Consider the following 21,392-nt stretch of genomic DNA (forward strand, 5'->3'; position numbering starts at 1 on the left):
ACTTCGAGCGTGATTGATGGAATTTAAGGGTAAAGTATGGACAAGAATACAGTTTCAGAAGCGATTTTTAACATCGTTCACTCATATCGAAATGCCATTCGTGCTGAACTGCAAACCCAACACTCTGCCCTAAATGGAATGCACGCACGTTGTCTTTCTTACATCGGGCAACACAAGCAATGTACCGCCAATGATATTGTGCTGCACTTTACTCGTGATAAAGCGCAAGTAGCCCGCTTAGTCAAAGAAATGATCAATAACGGTTGGTTAGTCAAATCGCCCAATCCTGAAGATAAACGCAGTCAGTTACTCTCTTTAACTGAGCAAGGCATCGCCTTGAGCCAGCAAATATCCACTGCTCAACAAAAAATCCAAGATAAGATGCAGCAAGACTTGAGCGACCAAGAGCTAGAAACGTTTGTCAGCGTTATGGAAAAGCTTGCTAACAATCTCACTCGCTAATTGAATTAGTGCTCATAAGTTTCTGTAAATATTGGCAGCATGTTTTGGAGACTGTTCTAAATTCTGTGTAATGGCTTAACCTATTCCCTTTTATATTGAAAACGCTTTTTTGAGTAACCCTCCTTAATTACTCAAAAGGATAGAGACCTCTAAATCTGTGTAAAATCTCACTTTTTTGTTTATAGCGTATATAGTTATTGTTATGTGATTCATCATTATCTATCTTTTGGACTTCTTAATGGAACTGAGATGTTTTTCCAAAGCCGCTGTCATCATTGGCACTTCTTTTGCCCCTTTTTATTCATCTGCGACATCATTTGAACTGCCGATCTGGAAGTCAGAAGCGGAAGAGCGTGGTTATGTTCTGCCCAAAGCATTTGGCATCAGTGTTGGATACATGCGAGTTGAGCAAGGCATTAGTGTCGACTCTATTTCGTTTGATGGGTTAAAAACCCCTGAGATAACCATTCCGGGCATACCTCCCACAGTCATACCAGAGCAGCCTATCCCCGCTGAGCTTATTGGCATAGAGACATCCCCCGGTTTCCAGCGCAGTGACGTATTTACCCTGCGAGCAGATATGTGGTTATTCCCCTTTTTAAACTTCTACGCCATTGCGGGGAAAATCAGCGGTTATTCCGAAACCAATATCAGTGTCGATATTGGTGGAGTGGACTTAGAAGATATACAAGATGAAAGATTCCTGTTAGACCTAGATGGCAATATGTACGGTGGCGGCTTAGTGCTAGCGGGTGGCTATAAAGAATGGTTTACCATCATAGATGCCAGTTACACCAAGACCAATTTAACTGTCATCGAAGGCGGGATTGATTCCATCGTCATAACCCCAAGGCTTGGCTACGACTTTACCAATCATGGCGTGCCGATACGAGTATGGGGCGGCGCGCAATATCAAAATATCCAACAAACCCTAAAAGGCAAAATTAGCGACCTTGAATTGCCCTCCGCTTTAGAAGGCTTATTGGATTTCGTTAACGGCGATGATGAAGGACGCTTCATCGTAGAGCAAAGCCTAGCCAACGAATGGAACGCCGTTGTTGGTTTTAATTATGTGATTAACCCTACCTTTAATATCATCGGTGAATTCGGCTTTGGCGATCGTCAAAGTGCCTTGATTTCGTTGGATACACGGTTTTGATTATGTCATAGAGTGAGGTTGAATAAGAAAAATAGAGTCTAAATTCAGATAGATACAAGAAAGCAGTTGCAATTATCGTATTTGAAAGTTCATACAATGTATCTGTGGTACTGCTCATTATTCAATGGGACGTTAGTTTCCTTATCAATACTTTTCAATAGATCATGTCCAATTTACTGTACAACTATGTGAGTGAATACTATACTTGTCCCATTAAATGTACATGTGGAGATTCTGATGAGAATAGTATCTTTTACTGAGGCTAGAAATGGCCTTAAAGCGGTTTTGGACGGTGTAGTTAATGATGCAGACACAACCGTTATTACACGCCGTGATTCTGAAGATGCTGTGGTTATGTCTTTAGATTACTACAATAGTCTTATGGAGACAGTTCACTTACTACGCTCTCCTCAAAATGCTGAACACCTAAACCGTTCGATAGAACAGTATCGTGCAGGCAAAGCAACCACACGCGAGTTAATTGATGAGTAGCAGTCAACGTTTACTGTCGTGGACGGATGATGCTTGGGGTGACTACTTGTATTGGCAAACCCAAGACAAAAAAACACTCAAGCGCATCAACAAACTCATTAACGATGTTAAGCGTTCTCCTTTCGAGGGTATTGGTAAACCTGAACCATTAAAAGAAAATTTATCTGGTTTTTGGTCTCGTCGTATTGACGACACTAATCGACTTGTTTACGCAGTCGATGATCAAGTCATAACGATAATTTCGTGTCGTTATCATTACTAAAATTAGGTTCAACAAACTGGCATCTAATAAATAAAGATTAAGCGTTGCGTCGCCAACTCATAATTTCGATTGTTGAAGTCTCACCATATATCGTGAACCTGTTGTATTACTACATGTACTTACTAAAGAGCCTCAATCAGCTATCAGAGCACTTCCGTAACCAAACATATAGAAATAATTATGTCGTCAATAATGAAATTTTGAGACTGTTCTAACTTAGTTATCTGTGAACAACACCAAAGATTACAGATGACTAAGGTGAAAACTCCAGCACTTCGCGGCAAATGAAGGCAGAAACTACTACTTGATATAGCCCTTTCTTTAAAGTAATTACTCAGTTTGTAAAACCCTAATCGTACTTTGTAAATCGCGAAACAGTGTGCTATTAATTTAGAATATAAAGTTATGACTATAGTGTATGGCCTATTTTCTGAATATTTTCAATGGGCTGTAGGGTTACGGGTACCGTCACAATGAATGGTACAGATTGATTAGTGAATGTGTCGCTCTTTGACCAACGAGCAACACATTCAATTATTTTTATTATTCTTGAGCTTCGTTTAAGTTAATACTCGTCTGAGGATAAAAGTTGTACCAAACACCATAAAATATCCCAGCTTTAACCGATTCTACACGTTTCAGTTGACCTAAATTAGACTGACCAAAAAAATCAATATTGGTTACATGTTCTTCCGTTGGATTATACCAAACACCAACTGATTCAAATTGCTCATCGTAGTGGATAACTAATTTCTTCCCACCTACTACAGTATTAACAAGGTTGCCATTAGATTTAAGAAAAGCCATATCGTAACAAGTATATATGTCCCCCACATTAAGGCCCCATACGTGTTCTTTTTTATGCAGTCTTTGGTCTGGATCGATATTCTTGCAAGTGTTGAATAAAAATTCTTCATTATTTCGCTGCTTTGTCACGTGCAAGTAAAAAAGACCATCCATTACCACTTCGTGGAAGAACCCTAGTGGATTTCGGTAGAAGGACGGGCGAGACTCGATAAATACTTCACCCTCAGGGTAGGCTTCACAAAACTTCTTGTAAGGCATTTTAAAGGTTGGAAATTCTTCCATTGTGGCATTTAAATCACATTCACGTGCCATACTGAGTTGTTGAATAGGTTCACCTGTATTCTTATCTTCCATTAACAAGTTGTTCTCTAGTTGTGTCGCAACATGTAAATTTAAGCGTTCTCCATCTATGTATGGGCGTACACCGACACAAACGTTTGATAGCGAACAATAGGTCATTATAATATCTTCACCGCCAAGACCGTTATTTTTGTTACCAGCGATATGTGGACGCCACATCTCAAAGTCAGCGTGCGCACGAGCGTGTCCATTATTGACCATTACCATAACTTCGTTGTGTGGACGAATTTTTTTTGCTCCTTCTCTGATGTTGACAAACTGACCATCGTCCATCTTCTGCGGCATCATAAAGCGAGGGTTAATTAGACCTGCGTAATAAAACAAAAAGCCGATTGCGAGAATTATGCTTAACATTGACCATGGCATAATGTTAGCTATGTGATTCGTTGCTATCGCGACCAAACCCCCGAAGATAGCGACATACTTTAATGTGTTTCGCATATACCAAGTTTTCATAAACGTAGTACGTGGAAAGACGCGGATATTAAGCAGTTGGCTAAAGTCAGAGAGATCCCAAAAAATACGAATGTTTGCAATCATTGCTGTTGTGAGAGCGAACCAAAATATATAACTCATACGTTGTTCCTTTTAGCAAAAGTGAACTTTGGTTCACTTTTGCTGTGTTTGTGGGTTAGTGGCTGTGAGCGTGGTGAGAATCTTCATTGATGAGTATTTCATCTTCAATAAATGAGCCATCAATGGTCTGTGCAAAGTCATTGAGCTTAACTAACATTGGTTGACAGTAGTTTGCATAATGATTGCTCAATATTTGCTCGCCTTGAGACACAATAACGCCCGTCTGACCAAGGCCCACACCTTCGACAATGCCTATTTGTCTTTCGGTGGCATGTGCGTTGTCAGTTATTGCTTTTAGGGCGCTATAAAAAATGTTGGTTTCGTTGGCTTTTCCGGGCAGTTGCAATGATGCCGCCGCACAAAAAGCAATAGTTTGGGTGTTGTCGGACTCTAGTGAGAACTCATCGTCATGTCCTGGGCCAGCAACACTATGTGCTGAAAAAAGCAGTGATAATATTAGTGTGTTAATAGAAATATATTTTTTCATGTTGATTATCCTTTGATATAAGAGGTAGCGTGCACTTCGTATTAAAATGAATGAGCGTTACTTGGTTTCTTTGTTTGCTTTATTTTCAAAATACTCATTACGTTTCTGTTGCAGATCCCAATTGGCACCCATTGATTTGCGTAATGTTTCTGGCAACATCTCTTCTGGGACAACAAGATCACCATCAACAGGCCATTCTAAAATCATGTCTGGCATCATGCCTTCGGGATAATATTTTGCGGGGTCAATATGTTGTTCACGAATGAACGACTCTTGGATGTCCACTTGCTTTCTTGGTGGTTCAGGAATAACCAATTGTCCATTGGTGAAATCAAATTGTGGTGGTTTCGAGTTTGGGTATTCAGGTAAGATGCCCTCACGTACCCAAACCGAATCTTTAGTCATGTTGACCACAATTCCATCTGGAGCACCGAAGTGATATGGGCCTTCCCAATGCTCACGCACTTCTGCTACGGTTTCTTCTATTTGATAAGGGTCGTAACTCATATGCGTGGTCATAAACATGCGAGGTTGGATCTCATTAGCTAAATATCCAGCGCCGTAAGCCGGTGTGTGATGCGTATCTATGGTGTAGCGTGTTAAGAATGGTGGTACGCCTTGCACTGCGGAGCCAATTTCAACTAATTCTGTTTGTAGTTCGGTGATAAATAGATCACAGCCTTCTGCGTATTTAATATCCAACTCAGTAGGACGACCATCTCCCGTCCAAGTGAAACACATGTCATTCCAATCTAAACGGTATGCTGAAGAGCCGTCTTTACCGTGCGAGCGCTGCCAGTGAGTAACTGTTACCCCGTTTTCGTCATAAATGACGCCACCATTATTTCGAAAATCAAATTCGTTCACTTGTAAGTCGTGTCCTGAGCCTACAGGAAATAAACTGAATGAATCCTTATGCCATGCAACCATATCAGTCATGCCATTGACCATAGCCTGTGTTCCGTATTGAGGTTCACTTCCGCTTGGGCCATGCACTGTCAAAGGGTCATGCCAACCACCGTTCCATGTACCAAACATCCAGAGATAAGGCAGACCACCAAAATGGTCGACGTGTAAATGTGTCAGGAAGACATGTTTGATTTCGTTGAGTGCGACGCCCGCAGCCACATAGTTAGCAACCGAACCTTCACCAATATCAAAAACAAAATTGTCACCATTACCTAGCTCGACATAGATTGAAGTATTCATTTGCCCAGGACGAATCATTGGCGAGGTTCCCATGAAAGTCACTCGCATTTCTTCAGGTTGAACTTCTTCGGTACCTGGATACCAGTTAGCCGCAGATTTTAGCCATGGCATTGGTGCTACGCCCTCGTACATTAACCCTTCAGTCCAACGGTCTCCTGATATACCACCAGATAGGACTGATTGTATAACCTCTGGTGAAGAGGGTGTTTGCACTGGAACAGGAACTGAGTTTGCAAGTGCACTACCTGAAATGACAGGTAGCAACGTTGCCAAAAGTGTTTTTGTTAAGTTATTCATATTCTTTTCCTACACATCAATTTTTGAAATTACTTAATAGCCTTGGCTATTTGATGTAGGAATTATGTAGCACTAATGGATTTCTAACTATAATGCATAAGGAATGTGATACATTTATATTTTGAATGTTTGAGCTGGTGTGGAGTAAGACAAATGCATAAAAAAATAGACTGGAATCTACTCTCTGTGTTTATGGAAGTGTATCGACTAAATTCAATAACACAGGCGGCGGAAGCATTAGATACCACGCAACCCGTTGTCAGTAATATTCTTCGAAGGTTAACTGAGCAATTGGACGAACCATTATTTACACGGGAAGGAAGGGGGATTCGCCCAACAGCGGTGGCGGTTAAACTTGCGAATGATATTCAGCCACTCATGTATGGCATTAGTAGTGCTTTAGATAATATAAAAACTTTTGATATCCATAAGCCACGCTTGTTTACGGTGTTTGTTACCGAACCGATTCTTTTATTGCTTCAACCGCTGATTAATAAAGACACCGCATTAGGTGCATGCAACATTCAGTTTATTTTAGCGCCCGCTGATCAAGATGAAATGTTAGAGCAAATTAGCCTTCAAAAAGTAGATTTGGCGATAACGGTAGGGAGTGTGAATCACCACTCTTTTAATGTCCAACCCATACATAAAGACAGAATGTTACTGACTTGCTCTAGAGATCACGAAAGAATTCAAGGAGAGATAAGTTTAGATCAGTATTACGAAGAGGTGCATGTCGGAATTAAAGTTCGTCGCTCAGGATTGCACGAAATTAATCTATTAACCGAAGAACGATTAGAAGAGCGTAAAGTATGGGTCAAATGTGACTCCATCATTTCTGGATTAGCCCTTGCGAGTAAATCAGACATCATTTGTTTAGCGCCAGAGTCTATTGCGAAAGAATACGGCGAGTTATTCAACTTACAAATACTCGAATTACCTTATAAGACGCATCCTGTCATACATAATATGATTAGTCATAATCGAACAATGAAGAATCATGCTCACTGTTGGTTAAGAGATAAACTTAAGCAACATTTAAGTGCCTGTTAGTAGAGTATTTATCGTGTAATTTAGATTTGATTGAATAGGGCAACTCCATCTGCCTACTTGGTGTTTAGATTAGAAATTGTAGGATAACCCTAGTGTCCAAATGCTGTCGTTCTCGAGTGCAAATGAAGGCGAGGTGTTGATACTGATAGAGTCTGCATTGGTGTTTAAATATGTATACTTAATATACGGAGTGAAGTTATCGATAGTCTTGGAAAAAATCACCTCGTGTTCATTCGAGCGGTAGTCGCTTTGTGAAAAAGAAGTACCACCATCAGTTGTGCCGTTCGAACCATCACTATTCGAGTGAGTATATTTATAGTTAAGATCAAAGCCAGAAATACTCATGGTTGTACCAGCAATAAATTGATTGGTATTGATTACTGTATCACTTAGTTTTTCAGGTACTTCTCCGGAGCGGTTATAACCATAACCAGTAAAGAGGCTAATATTATCGTTTAAATCAAAATTGACGATACCCTCAATTAAGATTTCTTCACCAGTATCCCATTTGCCTATCTCACCGTATAAATTGAAGTCTACATTATCCGAAATATTAAAATCATACCCATAACCCGCAGCTAGCCAACCTTGGTCATCAAAACCAATGTAGACTTGACCATTGTCCGAGACATCAATGTAAGCCCCTGCTTCTGTAGAGTAGATGCCATCATCAGTAGCATTTGATGCAATATTTTGTTCAACATATAGTGATGTTGAGTTAGCAAAAGTAGTGACACTAAAAGTTGAAGCACATAGAAGCGCTAAATAACGTAGTTTCATATTAATTCCCACATGTTTTTTATTGGTTAAATCGGAGCCATTTCAATCAAATGTTTTCCTCAAAATATTTCATTTAATTGTGCTAGCTAATCGAGACAGAATTATGGGTGACGTTACCATTTTGAACCATAATGAATTTGAAATATCTTACATGTTGAAATTAAATGCTTAAGGTTGATTGTGTCGACGGGTAGGCCTCTGTGCGGTTATGAGATGTCAAATTAAATGCCGCGCAGGAATAGTGAGGTAATCTATTTAGAGTTATGGGCAAGAAAGATGATCTTTATTAGCGATCCCGAAGGCCTCCGAGAAATGGACAATGCTAATCAGAAAATGGTGACAAGCCCTGAATCGCTTTGTGATTATGTTCGAAGACCGACCAACTGAATATATGTAGTAACCCTGATAGTTACTCAGAATTATTTATAGGGTCTTAGTGACCAGAAAAAGGCGAACCAAACGGTTCGCCTTTTGTTATTCAAGTCAGTTTCCAACTTAGTTATCGGTAATCAACACCAATCACTCTTCCACATACTCATCAATACTTGGACAAGTACAAATCAAGTTGCGGTCACCATACACGTTGTCAACGCGGTTTACGGTTGGCCAGTATTTCCAAATGCTTTGTGATTTGGATGGGAAGGCGCCAATTTCGCGTGAGTATGGGTGATCCCATTCGTTGCTGGCTAGGTCAACTTGGGTGTGTGGAGCGTTAACTAGTGGGTTGTTGTCTAGTGGCCATTCGCCGTCGCGGACTTTGTTCATCTCTTTGCGGATGGCGACCATAGCGTCACAGAAACGGTTTAGCTCTTCTAAGTCTTCTGACTCAGTTGGCTCAATCATTAATGTGCCGGCTACAGGGAATGACATGGTCGGCGCGTGGAAACCGTAGTCCATTAGGCGTTTTGCGATGTCTTCTTCGCTGATCCCTGTCTCTTCTTTTAGAGGGCGGATATCGATAATACATTCGTGTGCAACACGGCCGTTTTTACCACGGTACAATACAGGGTAGTAAGGCAGTAAACGTTCCATCACGTAGTTGGCGTTTAGGATCGCAACTTCTGTGGCTTTGGTTAAGCCTTGCTCGCCCATCATGGCGATGTATGCCCAAGAGATAGGTAAGATGGAAGCGCTGCCCATATCTGCTGCAGAGATAGAGTAATCTTGACCGTGTTCACCGTTTTCGATGTGACCCGGTAGGAATGGGGCAAGGTGAGATTTAACACCGATTGGACCCATACCAGGACCGCCGCCGCCGTGCGGGATACAGAATGTTTTGTGTAGGTTAAGGTGCGATACGTCAGAGCCGATAAAGCCTGGGCTGGTAAGGCCAACCTGTGCGTTCATGTTTGCGCCATCTAGGTACACTTGACCGCCCGCGGCGTGCACCATTTCGCAGACTTCTTTTACTTGCTCTTCAAACACGCCGTGTGTTGAAGGGTAAGTGATCATGATGCTAGATAGGTTATCAGCGTGTTTTTCGATTTTAGCGCTTAGATCTGCCATATCGATGTTGCCATCGTCATCACATTTCACAACAACTACTTTTAGCGACACCATAGAGGCTGATGCTGGGTTTGTGCCGTGCGCAGAGCTTGGGATCAAGCAGACGTTACGATGGCCTTCGCCGCGTGATTGGTGGTAACGCTGAATGGCAATTAGACCGGCGTATTCACCAGAAGCGCCTGAGTTTGGTTGCAAAGAGAAATCGTCGTAGCCGGTGATTTCACACAGCTTAGCTTTAAGATCTTTTGCCAGTGCAGTGTAACCTGCGGCTTGCTCGGTAGGAGCAAACGGGTGAATTGAACCAAATTCTGGCCAAGTCACTGGAATCATTTCTGCGGCAGCGTTGAGCTTCATAGTACAAGAGCCCAGCGGGATCATGCCGTGCGTTAACGAGAAGTCTTTGTTTTCAAGTTGTTTTAGGTAACGCATCATCTGAGTTTCACTGTGATAAGTGTTGAACACAGGGTGCGTTAGGAAGCTTGAACTACGGCGACAATCTTCAGGGATTGCGGCAAATTCGTTTTGTGATACTTCGTTGCTTAGCGCTTCAATTGATTCGCTGACTTGGAAGACACTAAACAGTGCAACAATGTCGGCAACGGTTGTGGTTTCATCAAAACTTACGCCTAGCTTGCCATCCAGTTTGCGAAGGTTGATGTTATCGCGTTGCGCTGCGCCATAAAGCGCGTCTGTTCTATCACCCGTTGCGATAGTCAGCGTATCAAAGAAAGAATTGTGGCAAAGCTCGTAACCTTGTTTGGTTAAGCCAGCAGCCAAAATTGCAGTCATGTGATGGGTGCGACGAGCAATGGTTTTTAAACCTTCACAGCCGTGGAATACCGCATAGAACGCCGCCATGTTAGCCAGCAATGCTTGCGCGGTACAAATGTTTGAAGTCGCTTTTTCGCGGCGGATGTGTTGCTCACGAGTTTGCATTGCCATGCGCAGTGCTTGGTTGCCGTTTTTATCGATAGACACACCGATAACGCGCCCCGGCATAGTACGCTTGTGTTTGTCACGCGTAGCCATAAATGCCGCGTGAGGACCGCCATAGCCCATAGGTACGCCAAAGCGCTGAGCTGAACCGATGACTACATCTGCGCCCATTTCGCCAGCTGGCTTTAACAGCGTTGAAGCGAGCAGGTCGGTCGCAATAGTCACTAAGGTTTTATTGGCTTGTGCTTGGCTGATGATATCCGTGAGATCGCGAACTTCGCCTGTAGTGTTTGGGTATTGAAGTAGTGCGCCAAATACATCTTGCTCAGGTAAAGAGTCCGTTGCGCCAACTACAACGTCAAAGCCAATAAACTCTGCGCGAGTTTTTACAACTTCAATTGTTTGTGGGTGAACATCATCGGCGACAAAGAAGGTTTTGCTTTTGCTTTTGCCGGCACGTTTACAAAGAGTCATCGCTTCAGCGGCGGCTGTCGCTTCATCCAGTAGAGAAGCGTTCGCAATCTCCATACCGGTAAGGTCGATGATCATTTGTTGGTAGTTCAGTAGGGCTTCAAGACGACCTTGAGAAATCTCTGGCTGATACGGCGTGTATGCTGTGTACCAACCTGGGTTTTCTAGTACGTTGCGTAAGATAACGTTTGGCGTAAAGGTGTTGTAGTAACCTTGGCCAATAAAGGTACGCTTGACTTGGTTTTGCTGAGCAAACTTTTTCATCTCTTCTAGCATGCCTGCTTCGCTAAGCGGCGCGTCTAGAGTCAATGGTTTTTCCAGCTGGATTTGCTGCGGCACGGTTTGTTGCACCAATTCATTTAGGCTTGTCGCTTTAATGCGCTCAAGCATTTTTTGTTGGTCAGCTAAGTTGGGACCGTTATGTCGTGAAACAAACTCGTTGTCTGTACTTAAACTGCGTAGTAGATCAGTCATAATTCCTTTATACCTTACTTGAAGCCTTACTATGAGACTTTAGGTGTTAGTCAATTTCCTAGATGCATAAGCAAAGAGTGTTAATAGCCCGCTGTGGATATGCAGTGATGTCGCTCTGTTACTTTTACGTGTCTCTAAATGGCAAGATCCCCGCAATCGCGGGGATTTTTTGAATTTATTGTTTTTACTCAATAAACTCGGACTACAGCTTACTCGTCTTCGATGCTCGCTAAGTAGTCTTCTGCGTTTGTTAAGTTGTCTAGCTCTGAAGGATCTTCAAGCTTCACTTTAACAATCCAACCGCCTTCGTACGGTTCTTCGTTGATCAATTCAGGGCTGTCTTCTAGCTCTTCATTAATTTCAACAATTTCACCCGTAATTGGAGCGTAGATGTCAGACGCTGCTTTTACAGATTCAACAAGAGAGAAGCTATCACCTGCTTCAATGCTGTCTTCTACTTCTGGTAGGTCGACAAAAACAACATCACCAAGCATTTGTTGAGCGTGCTCTGAAATACCGATTGTCACAGTACCATCACCGTTGTCTTTCACCCACTCATGGCTATCAGCAAACTTTAGAGTGTTGTCCATTTTGAATCTCCAACTTAATCAGATTGAAATTAATAAAAATTTTGTATTGAAGATAAAATAAACTGAGTTGTGTACATTCTCAAGTCGAAATTTCCTATTGGAAACAAAAAATTCAACTTTGCTACTTATTTCTCACTAAATCTTCTCTTATGCTCTTCATACGAAGGCGCTTTTAAGGCACACTTTTTCATAAGATATTTTTATTAATTTTATGTGAAGGGCCTCATGAAAGAACCGACATTGGATGAATATCCATCGCTTAGCGTAGAGAAGTCCTCCGTTGAAAACAGTGTAGAGCCACTAAAGCTAGGCGAAAAAATCAAAACGATTCGTAGCCAGCTTGGTTTGACATTGGAAGAGGCGAGTCAGCGCACTGGCTTGGCTCGTTCAACGTTAAGTAAAATTGAGAATGAACAAATTAGCCCGACGTTTCAGGCGATGCAAAAATTAGCCAATGGCCTAAATATTGATATGCCTCAATTATTCGCACCGCCCGAAAATAAAGGCGCGAGCGGTCGTCGAGACATTACATTGAAAGGCATGGGTAAACCGCATCCAACCGTGACCTATGAGCATGAATTGCTTGCTACTGAAATGTCGCAAAAGAAAATGATGCCGTTTAAATCTTTGATTCATGCACGCAGTTTTGATGAGTTTCAAGGTTGGGTTCGCCATGATGGAGAAGAGTTTTTATTGATACTTTCTGGTGAAGTTCTTTTCTATTCAGAATTTTATGAGCCTTTAGTGCTTGCTGAAGGCGATAGCGTCTATTACGACGCAAACATGGGACACGCATTGATTTCACGCAGTGAACAAGATGCACAAATCCTATGGGTAACAGCCAAATAAACCACGGCTAATGTAGTGGTTGTGTTAAGAGATGAAGTTTCCTATAGTGACAGCAAACGTTTGCTTTGATTAAGAAACAGAATCAATCATAAAGAATATGTTGCTCTAAACCACATCAACAATTGGGATTAGAGCGCGACTAAGGAGAGACAATGACTGAAGCTTTACTAAAGACCCCGCTGCATGCTTTACATGTAGAACACGGTGCAAAAATGGTGCCTTTTGCCGGCTACGATATGCCAGTGCAATATCCATTAGGGGTTAAAAAAGAGCACTTACATACGCGTGATGCGGTCGGTCTTTTCGATGTTTCCCATATGGGACAACTGCGCCTAATAGGTGAAAATGCGGCGGCAACACTAGAAGCTTTAGTTCCGGTAGATATTATTGATTTGCCAAACGGTAATCAGCGTTATGCCTTCTTTACCAATGAACAAGGCGGCATCATGGACGATTTAATGGTGGCTAACCTTGGCGATCATTTGTTTGTGGTAGTGAATGCGGCGTGTAAAGAGCAAGATATTGCACACTTAAGAGCCAACCTTTTAGACGGTGTTGAGCTAGAAGTGCTTGAAGATCGCGCTTTGCTTGCACTGCAAGGGCCAAAAGCGGTAGATGTATTAGCCACTTTAAACCCTGCGGTTAAAGAGATGGTGTTTATGGATGTAGCGCGACTTGAGCTACTGGGTGTTGAATGTATCGTCAGCCGTTCAGGTTACACGGGCGAAGATGGCTTTGAAATTTCAGTGCCAAGTGAGCAAGCAGCAGCGCTTGCTAACACGCTAACGGATTCTGATTTAGTAGAATGGATTGGTTTAGGTGCTCGTGATTCACTTCGCCTTGAATGTGGTCTTTGTCTTTACGGTCACGATCTTGATACAACCACGACACCTGTTGAAGCAAGCTTGCTTTGGGGTATTAGTAAAGTCCGTCGCGCTGATGGTCAGCGTGCAGGCGGTTTCCCTGGCGCCGATATCATCCTTGAGCAAATTGCGACAAAAGACGTAAAACGTAAACGTGTCGGCCTAGTTGGGCAAACCAAAGCGCCAGTACGTGAAGGCTGCAAGCTGTTTGATGCCAACGATGTTGAAGTGGGCATTGTAACCAGTGGTACAGCGGGCCCTAACGCAGGTAAGCCGGTGTCTATGGCTTATGTGCGCAGTGATTTGATGGCAGTAGGCACAGAGATCTTCGCCGAAGTACGCGGTAAAAAACTGCCGATGACGGTTGAGAAAATGCCGTTTGTACCTCAACGTTACTATCGCGGATAATCACCGTTATGGCTAAGGTGATATTGTCAGGCTACATCATTGTGCCTGACAAAGACCTTGACGCCGTTCTCCATGCTTTGCCTGAGCACATTCGTTTGACTCAGGCAGAGTGTGGCAATATAACTTTTCGTGTTCAACAATCAGCGGACACACCACAACGCTTCGATGTCTACGAAGAGTTTATCGATAAACCCTCCTTTGAATTTCATCAACGCCGAGTAAAAAACTCTTTTTGGGGCAAGGTTACTGCCGATGTTTCTCGACACTATGATATTGTTATAAAAGCCGAATAATTCAGATATAAGGGTTTCAAAGTATGCCATTAAATACGGTTCGCGCTCTAAATCAAATTTATACGCCAAGTAAAATTGTCTGTGTTGGCCGCAACTATGTGGCTCATATTGAAGAGTTAGGAAATGAAATCCCTGAAGATATGGTGGTTTTCTTAAAACCTAATTCATCAATTAGTACAACTTTACACGGCGATAAAGGTGAAGCACTGCACTATGAAGCCGAGCTGAGCTTTTTGGTGAAAGAGGGCGAATTTAAAGCGGTGGCATTGGGGTTAGATCTTACCAAGCGTGAGAGTCAAACTCGCCTTCGAAATAAGGGCTTGCCTTGGGAGCGTGCGAAAGCATTTGATGGCTCGGCGTTATTTTCCGAATTTGTGCCGTTTGATCCCGCAGGCCCCGATTTATCTTTGCAGCTTTGGATTAATGACACTTTGATTCAACAAGGCGGAGTTGAGTTAATGCTGTATCCACCAAAGGTAATAAAAGAGCAGCTTGCTCAGTTTATGACGCTTGAAGAGGGTGATGTAGTGATGACAGGCACACCAAAAGGTGTAGGGGTTGTGAATAAAGGTGATTGCTTTGTAGGGCGAGTCTTACAAGGTGAACAATGCCTAGTTGAACACACTTGGGTAGCCAAATAACGCCTTTGCTATTTGCTTTTGATATTTAATATTCATTATTAATGCATTGCTTATAAAATAAACCCTACTAAAAGTAGTAGGGTTTATTTTTTTGTTTATGCAAATGATTCTTAGTGTTAATTCAACAATAAACCATTTGAATTATGTATGTATTTAATGAATTTTAATGTCATTATGAAAACTTCAAGTTGTTGTATATTAAATGTTTTATGATATATAAATAAAAAGCAAACGTTTATATGTTTCAAAATAAATTGACTCTGTAATTTATATCACCATAATATTGTCCGTTTGTGTGAAATTTACACATATACGGTCTTTTGGTTTATGTAGTACGGAGATAAAAATGGCAAGCGACAACAATTACAGTCTTGGTCCGGTTCCGGCGAATGCTCGAAAGGGTATGGCATCACTTACAATGGTGATGTTAGGGCTTACTTTCTTCTCAGCAAGTATGTGGACAGGTGGCTCACTAGGTACAGGGCTTAACTTTAACGATTTCTTCCTCGCCGTGATTATCGGCAACCTTATTCTAGGTATTTACACTTCTTTTCTTGGCTACATCGGCGCTTCTACCGGACTTTCCACTCACTTATTAGCTCGCTTCTCTTTTGGTACTAAAGGTTCTTGGTTGCCGTCGGCACTACTTGGCGGAACTCAAGTGGGTTGGTTTGGCGTGGGTGTGGCTATGTTTGCTATTCCTGTGCAAAAAGCGACTGGCATTGATACCAATGTTTTGATTGTTGTATCTGGCCTACTAATGACGGGTACAGTTTACTTTGGCATTAAGGCACTAATGGTGTTATCAGCTATCGCCGTTCCTGCTATTGCGGTATTAGGTGGATATTCGGTATTGACTGCGGTGCACTCAGTGGGCGGTTTAGACCAATTGCAACTTATTCAACCTGAAACACCAATCGATTTCTCGGTTGCGTTAGCTATGGTTGTGGGCTCATTTATCAGTGCGGGTACGTTGACTGCCGATTTTGTGCGCTTTGGTAAAAAAGCCTCTGGCGCTGTAGTGATCACTATGGTGGCATTCTTTATCGGCAACTCTTTAATGTTTATCTTTGGCGCGGCAGGCGCAGCTGTGACCGGCCAAGCCGATATTTCTGATGTGATGATGGCTCAGGGCTTATTGCTTCCTGCAATTGTGGTATTAGGTCTTAATATTTGGACGACTAACGAGAATGCGCTCTACGCGTCTGGCCTAGGGTTTTCGAACATTACTGGCCGCTCAAGCACCATGCTTTCTATCATTAACGGCTTGATTGGTACTGTATTTGCTTTATGGCTGTACAATAACTTTGTGGGTTGGTTAACCTTCTTGTCGTTGGCGATTCCACCGATTGGCGGCGTTATCATTGCCGACTTTGTGATGAACAAAGAGCGTTACAAAAATTTCGCGAAAGCTGAGTTTGTCACCGTTAATTGGGCAGCAATTATTGCGGTAGCGATTGGCGTGGCTGCGGGTGCATTTATCCCAGGCATCGTACCTTTAAATGCGGTATTGGGCGGCGCTATTTCTTATGTGATATTAAACCCAGCATTAAACAAAAAATCACTTGATAAACAAATGGCGTAACGGTGCATTATGACTTCACTATTAATTAATAACGCTCACTTGGCGGATAACAGCGATCTGCAACAGATTTTAATCGAAGACGGTAAATTTAAACGCATTGCTGATGCGAACTCGATTACTGAATTTAATGGCAAAACGCTAGATGCTGAAGGTGGATTAGTGGTCGCTCCTTTTTGTGAGCCACATATCCATTTAGATGCTACGCAAACAGCGGGTGAGCCTAGCTGGAATATCTCAGGTACTTTATTTGAGGGGATTGAGCGTTGGGCTGAGCGCAAGCAAACCCTAACCATTGAAGACGTAAAATCTAGAGCAAAACAAACCTTAAAATGGCAAATAGCCAATGGTATTCAGCATGTTAGAACTCATGTTGATGTCTCTGATCCTACGTTGTTGGCACTGCGCGCTTTAGTCGAAGTACGTGAAGAAATGAAGCAATGGGTAGATATCCAAATTGTGGCATTTCCTCAAGAAGGCATCTTGTCTTACCCTAACGGTAAAGAGCTATTAGAAGAAGCCGTACAGCTTGGTGCAGATGTCATTGGCGCTATTCCACACTTCGAGTTTACTCGTGAATATGGGGTGGAATCGCTGCATTTTGCTTTTGAATTAGCGCGTAAATACGACTGCTTGATTGATGTGCATTGTGATGAAATTGACGATGAGCAATCGCGATTTGTCGAAACTCTAGCGGCATTGGCCCATAAATACCAAATGGGCGATAAGGTGACGGCAAGTCACACCACTGCAATGGGCTCATACAATGGGGCTTACGCTTCTCGTTTGTTCCGCTTGCTTAAAATGTCAGGCATTAGCTTTGTGGCAAACCCACTAGTGAATACTCATTTGCAAGGTCGATTTGATGACTATCCTAAGCGTCGCGGTATTACCCGAGTCAAAGAGATGCTAGAAGCGAATATCAACGTCTGTTTTGGTCACGATGATGTGTTTGACCCTTGGTATCCATTGGGCACCGCAAACATGCTTCAAGTGCTGCATATGGGGCTACATGTCACGCAAGTGATGGGTTACGATCAGATAAACCAATCATTAGATTTGATCAGCACCAACTCTGCCAAGGCGTTAAATATTCAAGACCAATACGGCATTGAAGAGGGCAAACCTGGTAGCCTTCTTATCCTTCCTGCAGAAAATGGTTTTGACGCTGTGCGTCGCCAAGTTCCTGTGCGTTATTCTGTTCGTCACGGACAGGTGATTGCAGAGACGAAACCTGCACAAACTTCTATTCACTTAGATGAAAGTGAAGAAGTGACTTATAAGCGTTAATACTTAACTAGTGGGCGCAACCCTTGGTATTTATTGAAGGGTTGTGCCTGCGAAAAGACTTCTTTAGACCGCTACAAATACCACTGAACATTCAAGTTGTTATTTCACTTCGAATACCCTGTAATTCTTTTTATTCCAACTGTTTACCAATCTTCAGACATTACTCTTGTCTGTATGTCGCTTTCTTTTTATAGCCATAGTTATATTAGGTTCTGCATTGCTGAGCTACGCTGGTAGGATGGCTTACTTATAATGCCTCTTCTTAATATTACCCATCTATAAATGGCGCATAAAAACCACCAAGTAAAGCGTTCGCTTCCTGATAAGCCATAGCTCTATAATCAAAATATTCAACGCTGTTGCTACGCTAGGACCTACAATTGATGACTAGGGTTGCTATAAACAGAGTCTATGACTGTTTTGCAGAAGAGTAGTACTAAGGGCTGGGAAGTAGTAGAAGACAATGAGCTTTAATAAGCTAGTAGGGCAATAGTGATAAGAATAAAGTGACAAGAGTAAAAAAAGGCACCTCATTTGAGGTGCCTTTGGCTAGTTATAATTAACTAATGATTATTTATTAGTTTTTTGGAGCGTTTTGGTCAGTACGAGTAGCTAGACGTACTTCGTCAAAGTTTGCAGTTAAGTCGTCACTTGCTTTCGCTTGGTAAGTAAGAGCAAAGTGGTCGATACGAACTTCAAGTTTGCCATTAGTGTAGTTGCTATTAGCTTTAACTTCATCGCTAGTTAAGCTTTGATCGATGATTAAGTTAGCGAAGAGTTCAACACTACCATTGTCACCAGTGTTAAAGGTTGTAGATACATGTTTGAAGCAATCTTTGTATGTGCCTTTCGCAGCATCGGCTAAGTCTTTATTGTGAGCAACGGATTGGCCAAGAACAGCACCTTGTAGTGATTTAGCAGCTACAGTTTTAGCACCAAAGCCAAGGCTTGCAATAGAGTTGTCACCCATTTTGTCACAGTAGTACATAGAGAAAGTAACGTTTGTGTTGGTTGGCAATCCATCAACAATTTGGCTTACACCAGGTTGGTCTTGGAAGTTATTAGTTGCATCATCGTCAAGTTTAAAGCGTAGACGCATAGAACCTTTTTCAGTGAATGCGCTGTCGCTTGAAGAACCTACATCACCACTTTCTTTATGGATAATCCAGCTACCAGCATCTTTGTGATAGTAGTTAGTGAAGTCAGGGTCAGCAACTGGTGCGTTGACAGTCACATACTCAGGAATGCTTAATGATAAATCTACACTTGTTGCTGATTCAGAATCATAAGGCACAGTTACCCATTTGTATTGGTCGCCAGATACAGCACCTTTAGTCAGTTCTTTACCATCAATAGACAATGCATAGTTACCTTTTACAAAGGCACTTAGCTCGTAGTGATGATTTGGTAGAACATCAACTTTTTGACTAATAGAACCGTTGTTAGCAAGTTCTAGTGTTTGACCAGAGAATGCATTTTGACCAGTAACTGTGTAGTAGTCGCCTTGACCGTTATCCCAGTCAGTTAACCAGTTTTCAAAATTACTATTTTTAATCGGTGCAGTAATCACAATTGCAGCAGGTTTTGGAACTGTGTAGCTTACAGGACCTACATCAGCGAAAGTTAATGGTTTAACAGTACGAACTGATTGATCAGTCACTTCATCAGCACCGATACTAGTAGTACCGCTACGTAATTGACCATCCATATCATATACAGATTTAAGAGCTTGAGTTGCTTGCATTGCTACAGTTAGGTCTGGACTGTTCACTGTTGGGCGGAACAAGTTGTCATCACCACCACGAGCTAGAACTGCTGATTCAAATCTGTTTTGAGATGCTAAATCAGATTGTTTGATACCATCGCTATCTGCAACTTGTTGACCAGAGAATAGGTTACCAATAATTTCTGAATTTTCTGGTAAACCACGGTCAGAGCTTTTGAATACTGGACCAATCGCTTGTTCAACAATGTTGTGGTCAATGAAAACACGATTTGGTTGATGTGATTTACCACCACCATCTAGGTTAAAGCTATTTACACTATCTACAATGGTGTTGTGAGAGACATGAACATCTTGAACTAATTGGTAGCCATTGCCGTTACCATTGCCATCTTTAGTTGCTTTATCAGAACCTAATAGAACAATACCACCGTGGTGAGTTGAGCTTAAGTAACGTGCACCTTCGATGTAGTTGTTGTTTACTTGATGGTCTGAGTCACCGATACGAATACCACCCGCTAATGGATAACCTTCACCAAGAATGAAGTTGTTTTCAATGGTGTTGGCGTGACCGTGACGGTTGGTAAGAGAACCATAACTATTACGGATGGTGTTGAAACTAATGGTGTTGTGACTGGCTTTGTTAGAGATAACTTCAGCTTCACCTTGAATGTTTTCAAATAAGTTAGCAACAACAAAAGAGTTACTGTCTTCACCATGGGTTTCACTTAAACCAGTACGAATGGCTTCGTAGTCGTTGTCTTTAGAGCCCGCATAGATTTTGCCATCTGCTGGTGGACGGTTTGCAAAGTAGTTTTTGTAAACAACAATTTTGTGTGCACGTTGTTCTGTTGATAAACCTTTTTCACGAACCAATGAAACCATAGGGTTTTTAATTGTTTTACCACTGAAAATATTATGGTCTAACAAAGTACCGCCACCGTAAACTTTAACTAGGTTACCGTATTCATTTTCGCCTACAGCGTTTAGTACCGATACTTCAGAAATACGACAGTCTTGACAAACATCACTACTGCTTAGACGAGTATTAATTAAAGCACTGTCAAATTTCACGCCTTCAAGAATGAAACCTTGGAATTGACTATCATGACCACCCATAGCAACGGATACTTCACCGCCTTTAAGGGTTACTTGACCTGAGTTTTCTGCAGCAACTTTAAATCCAGAAATTTTTAGTTCAAGGTCCTTATTTTCATAAGTACCGTCAGCTAAACATAGAGTTGTATTTGCTGCAGGTTGTGTTGGGTTGTCTTTGTCTTTAAGTGCACTAACAAGATCTTCAGCAGCATCTTGTAGTTTACCTACTGATTGAAAAGTTTCGGTACAATTAACAGGAGCAACATTGATTACGCTGTCAGGAATACCAGTTGATTTATACGCTGCATCATCAGCTTTCAATTCGCCAATTGGCAAAATTGGACTTTCACTAACTTCTTGAGCACCAGTTAAAGATGATGAATCTATTATAGATGGAGTAATTTTAGAAGCATCGGTAACTTCAGTTGCAGGGGTGATTTTTGCGGCTGCAACACCTTCGGTTACGACTGGCTGAGAAGCAGTTACTGGCTCTTTAACTTGAGTTTGAGAGGTGGAGTTTGTATTGGATTCGCTGTTACACCCAGCGAGTGCCAATCCTATTAAAATGGCGAGTGCATGTTTGTTCATTATTTTCTACCTCTTGGTAATATCTATGGACAAAAGCTTACTCTTAGAGATGTTTCAAACAGTGATTCAGATCTTGTTTTTAAGTGCTGTTTATTCGCAAAACACGATTCAAAACATATTTTTCGCCTAAAAATAT

At 41.9% G+C, this 21,392-nt stretch carries 18 protein-coding genes; 11 read left to right on the forward strand and 7 right to left on the reverse strand.

Going from position 1 to position 21,392, the window contains the following annotated elements; translation table 11 throughout:
- Positions 1-36: 36 nt before the first annotated feature.
- The 4 genes from OCU38_RS14105 (at position 37) to OCU38_RS14120 (ending at position 2,375) form a co-directional block, all read left to right on the forward strand.
- Positions 37-462 carry a MarR family winged helix-turn-helix transcriptional regulator gene (locus OCU38_RS14105; RefSeq protein ID WP_261824839.1) on the forward strand — a complete coding sequence of 142 codons (426 nt, stop codon included), beginning with the start codon at positions 37-39 and terminating at the stop codon, positions 460-462.
- 238 nt (positions 463-700) lie between these two features.
- Positions 701-1,621 carry a hypothetical protein gene (locus tag OCU38_RS14110; RefSeq protein WP_261824840.1) on the forward strand — a complete coding sequence of 307 codons (921 nt, stop codon included), beginning with the start codon at positions 701-703 and terminating at the stop codon, positions 1,619-1,621.
- A gap of 237 nt (positions 1,622-1,858) precedes the next feature.
- Positions 1,859-2,113 (forward strand): type II toxin-antitoxin system Phd/YefM family antitoxin, encoded by a 255-nt coding sequence (locus tag OCU38_RS14115; protein ID WP_261824841.1) that lies wholly within the window; start codon positions 1,859-1,861, stop codon positions 2,111-2,113.
- Positions 2,106-2,375 (forward strand): Txe/YoeB family addiction module toxin, encoded by a 270-nt coding sequence (locus OCU38_RS14120; protein ID WP_261824842.1) that lies wholly within the window; start codon positions 2,106-2,108, stop codon positions 2,373-2,375. The genes OCU38_RS14115 and OCU38_RS14120 overlap by 8 nt, the downstream gene beginning before the upstream one ends.
- Positions 2,376-2,918: 543 nt before the next feature.
- Here the strand turns inward: OCU38_RS14120 and OCU38_RS14125 are convergent.
- From OCU38_RS14125 to gntH, 3 genes are read right to left on the reverse strand one after another with little or no spacing between them, the layout of a single operon-like run.
- The gene (locus tag OCU38_RS14125) at positions 2,919-4,118 is read right to left on the reverse strand and encodes a DUF3179 domain-containing protein (RefSeq protein ID WP_261824843.1); all 1,200 of its coding nucleotides are present in this window, start codon (positions 4,116-4,118) and stop codon (positions 2,919-2,921) included.
- Between the two features lie 55 nt (positions 4,119-4,173).
- Complete coding sequence (locus OCU38_RS14130) at positions 4,174-4,605, reverse strand: hypothetical protein (protein ID WP_261824844.1); 432 nt, start codon at positions 4,603-4,605, stop codon at positions 4,174-4,176.
- Positions 4,606-4,662: 57 nt separating this feature from the next.
- Positions 4,663-6,111, reverse strand: a complete 1,449-nt coding sequence (gene gntH / locus OCU38_RS14135) for a guanitoxin biosynthesis MBL fold metallo-hydrolase GntH (protein ID WP_261824845.1) — start codon at positions 6,109-6,111, stop codon at positions 4,663-4,665.
- Between the two features lie 153 nt (positions 6,112-6,264).
- On the opposite strand from gntH, the gene OCU38_RS14140 reads away from it, so the two are divergent.
- The gene (locus OCU38_RS14140; protein WP_261824846.1) at positions 6,265-7,164 is read left to right on the forward strand and encodes a LysR family transcriptional regulator; all 900 of its coding nucleotides are present in this window, start codon (positions 6,265-6,267) and stop codon (positions 7,162-7,164) included.
- A 69-nt stretch (positions 7,165-7,233) separates the two neighbouring features.
- Here OCU38_RS14140 and OCU38_RS14145 read toward each other — a convergent pair whose 3' ends face one another.
- From OCU38_RS14145 to gcvH, 3 genes are all read right to left on the reverse strand, one after another.
- On the reverse strand, positions 7,234-7,944 hold the full coding sequence (locus tag OCU38_RS14145; protein ID WP_261824847.1) for a hypothetical protein: 711 nt from the start codon (positions 7,942-7,944) through the stop codon (positions 7,234-7,236).
- Positions 7,945-8,463: 519 nt separating this feature from the next.
- Positions 8,464-11,331 carry an aminomethyl-transferring glycine dehydrogenase gene (gene gcvP / locus OCU38_RS14150; RefSeq protein ID WP_261824848.1) on the reverse strand — a complete coding sequence of 956 codons (2,868 nt, stop codon included), beginning with the start codon at positions 11,329-11,331 and terminating at the stop codon, positions 8,464-8,466.
- A gap of 209 nt (positions 11,332-11,540) precedes the next feature.
- Complete coding sequence (gene gcvH / locus OCU38_RS14155) at positions 11,541-11,921, reverse strand: glycine cleavage system protein GcvH (protein ID WP_021713911.1); 381 nt, start codon at positions 11,919-11,921, stop codon at positions 11,541-11,543.
- A gap of 225 nt (positions 11,922-12,146) precedes the next feature.
- Here gcvH and OCU38_RS14160 point away from each other — a divergent pair, with 225 nt between their 5' ends.
- From OCU38_RS14160 to OCU38_RS14185, 6 genes are all read left to right on the forward strand, one after another.
- Positions 12,147-12,770, forward strand: coding sequence for a helix-turn-helix domain-containing protein (locus tag OCU38_RS14160; protein ID WP_152820110.1), 624 nt, complete (start codon positions 12,147-12,149; stop codon positions 12,768-12,770).
- A gap of 152 nt (positions 12,771-12,922) precedes the next feature.
- Positions 12,923-14,041: a glycine cleavage system aminomethyltransferase GcvT gene (gcvT, locus tag OCU38_RS14165; protein ID WP_261824849.1), complete on the forward strand. Its 1,119-nt coding sequence runs from the start codon at positions 12,923-12,925 to the stop codon at positions 14,039-14,041.
- Positions 14,042-14,049: 8 nt separating this feature from the next.
- Complete coding sequence (locus tag OCU38_RS14170) at positions 14,050-14,334, forward strand: putative quinol monooxygenase (protein WP_261824850.1); 285 nt, start codon at positions 14,050-14,052, stop codon at positions 14,332-14,334.
- Between the two features lie 23 nt (positions 14,335-14,357).
- Positions 14,358-14,975: a fumarylacetoacetate hydrolase family protein gene (locus OCU38_RS14175; RefSeq protein WP_261824851.1), complete on the forward strand. Its 618-nt coding sequence runs from the start codon at positions 14,358-14,360 to the stop codon at positions 14,973-14,975.
- A 346-nt stretch (positions 14,976-15,321) separates the two neighbouring features.
- Complete coding sequence (codB, locus tag OCU38_RS14180) at positions 15,322-16,560, forward strand: cytosine permease (RefSeq protein ID WP_261824852.1); 1,239 nt, start codon at positions 15,322-15,324, stop codon at positions 16,558-16,560.
- 9 nt (positions 16,561-16,569) lie between these two features.
- Positions 16,570-17,847 carry a cytosine deaminase gene (locus OCU38_RS14185; protein WP_261824853.1) on the forward strand — a complete coding sequence of 426 codons (1,278 nt, stop codon included), beginning with the start codon at positions 16,570-16,572 and terminating at the stop codon, positions 17,845-17,847.
- A gap of 577 nt (positions 17,848-18,424) precedes the next feature.
- Here the strand turns inward: OCU38_RS14185 and OCU38_RS14190 are convergent.
- On the reverse strand, positions 18,425-21,256 hold the full coding sequence (locus OCU38_RS14190) for a polysaccharide lyase 6 family protein (protein WP_261824854.1): 2,832 nt from the start codon (positions 21,254-21,256) through the stop codon (positions 18,425-18,427).
- Between the last annotated feature and the right edge of the window lie 136 nt (positions 21,257-21,392).

The organism is Vibrio neonatus (assembly GCF_024346975.1).
Classification (GTDB): Bacteria; Pseudomonadota; Gammaproteobacteria; order Enterobacterales; family Vibrionaceae; genus Vibrio; species Vibrio neonatus.

Coding starts and splice junctions, on each gene's coding strand:
- codB (WP_261824852.1), top strand. CDS start 15,322: ATGGCAAGCGACAACAATTACAGTCTTGGTCCGGTTCCGGCGAATGCT.
- OCU38_RS14190 (WP_261824854.1), bottom strand. CDS start 21,256: ATGAACAAACATGCACTCGCCATTTTAATAGGATTGGCACTCGCTGGG.
- OCU38_RS14110 (WP_261824840.1), top strand. CDS start 701: ATGGAACTGAGATGTTTTTCCAAAGCCGCTGTCATCATTGGCACTTCT.
- OCU38_RS14160 (WP_152820110.1), top strand. CDS start 12,147: ATGAAAGAACCGACATTGGATGAATATCCATCGCTTAGCGTAGAGAAG.
- gcvH (WP_021713911.1), bottom strand. CDS start 11,921: ATGGACAACACTCTAAAGTTTGCTGATAGCCATGAGTGGGTGAAAGAC.
- OCU38_RS14130 (WP_261824844.1), bottom strand. CDS start 4,605: ATGAAAAAATATATTTCTATTAACACACTAATATTATCACTGCTTTTT.
- OCU38_RS14170 (WP_261824850.1), top strand. CDS start 14,050: ATGGCTAAGGTGATATTGTCAGGCTACATCATTGTGCCTGACAAAGAC.
- OCU38_RS14145 (WP_261824847.1), bottom strand. CDS start 7,944: ATGAAACTACGTTATTTAGCGCTTCTATGTGCTTCAACTTTTAGTGTC.
- OCU38_RS14140 (WP_261824846.1), top strand. CDS start 6,265: ATGCATAAAAAAATAGACTGGAATCTACTCTCTGTGTTTATGGAAGTG.
- OCU38_RS14105 (WP_261824839.1), top strand. CDS start 37: ATGGACAAGAATACAGTTTCAGAAGCGATTTTTAACATCGTTCACTCA.
- gcvP (WP_261824848.1), bottom strand. CDS start 11,331: ATGACTGATCTACTACGCAGTTTAAGTACAGACAACGAGTTTGTTTCA.
- OCU38_RS14120 (WP_261824842.1), top strand. CDS start 2,106: ATGAGTAGCAGTCAACGTTTACTGTCGTGGACGGATGATGCTTGGGGT.
- gntH (WP_261824845.1), bottom strand. CDS start 6,111: ATGAATAACTTAACAAAAACACTTTTGGCAACGTTGCTACCTGTCATT.
- OCU38_RS14125 (WP_261824843.1), bottom strand. CDS start 4,118: ATGAGTTATATATTTTGGTTCGCTCTCACAACAGCAATGATTGCAAAC.
- OCU38_RS14115 (WP_261824841.1), top strand. CDS start 1,859: ATGAGAATAGTATCTTTTACTGAGGCTAGAAATGGCCTTAAAGCGGTT.
- OCU38_RS14175 (WP_261824851.1), top strand. CDS start 14,358: ATGCCATTAAATACGGTTCGCGCTCTAAATCAAATTTATACGCCAAGT.
- gcvT (WP_261824849.1), top strand. CDS start 12,923: ATGACTGAAGCTTTACTAAAGACCCCGCTGCATGCTTTACATGTAGAA.
- OCU38_RS14185 (WP_261824853.1), top strand. CDS start 16,570: ATGACTTCACTATTAATTAATAACGCTCACTTGGCGGATAACAGCGAT.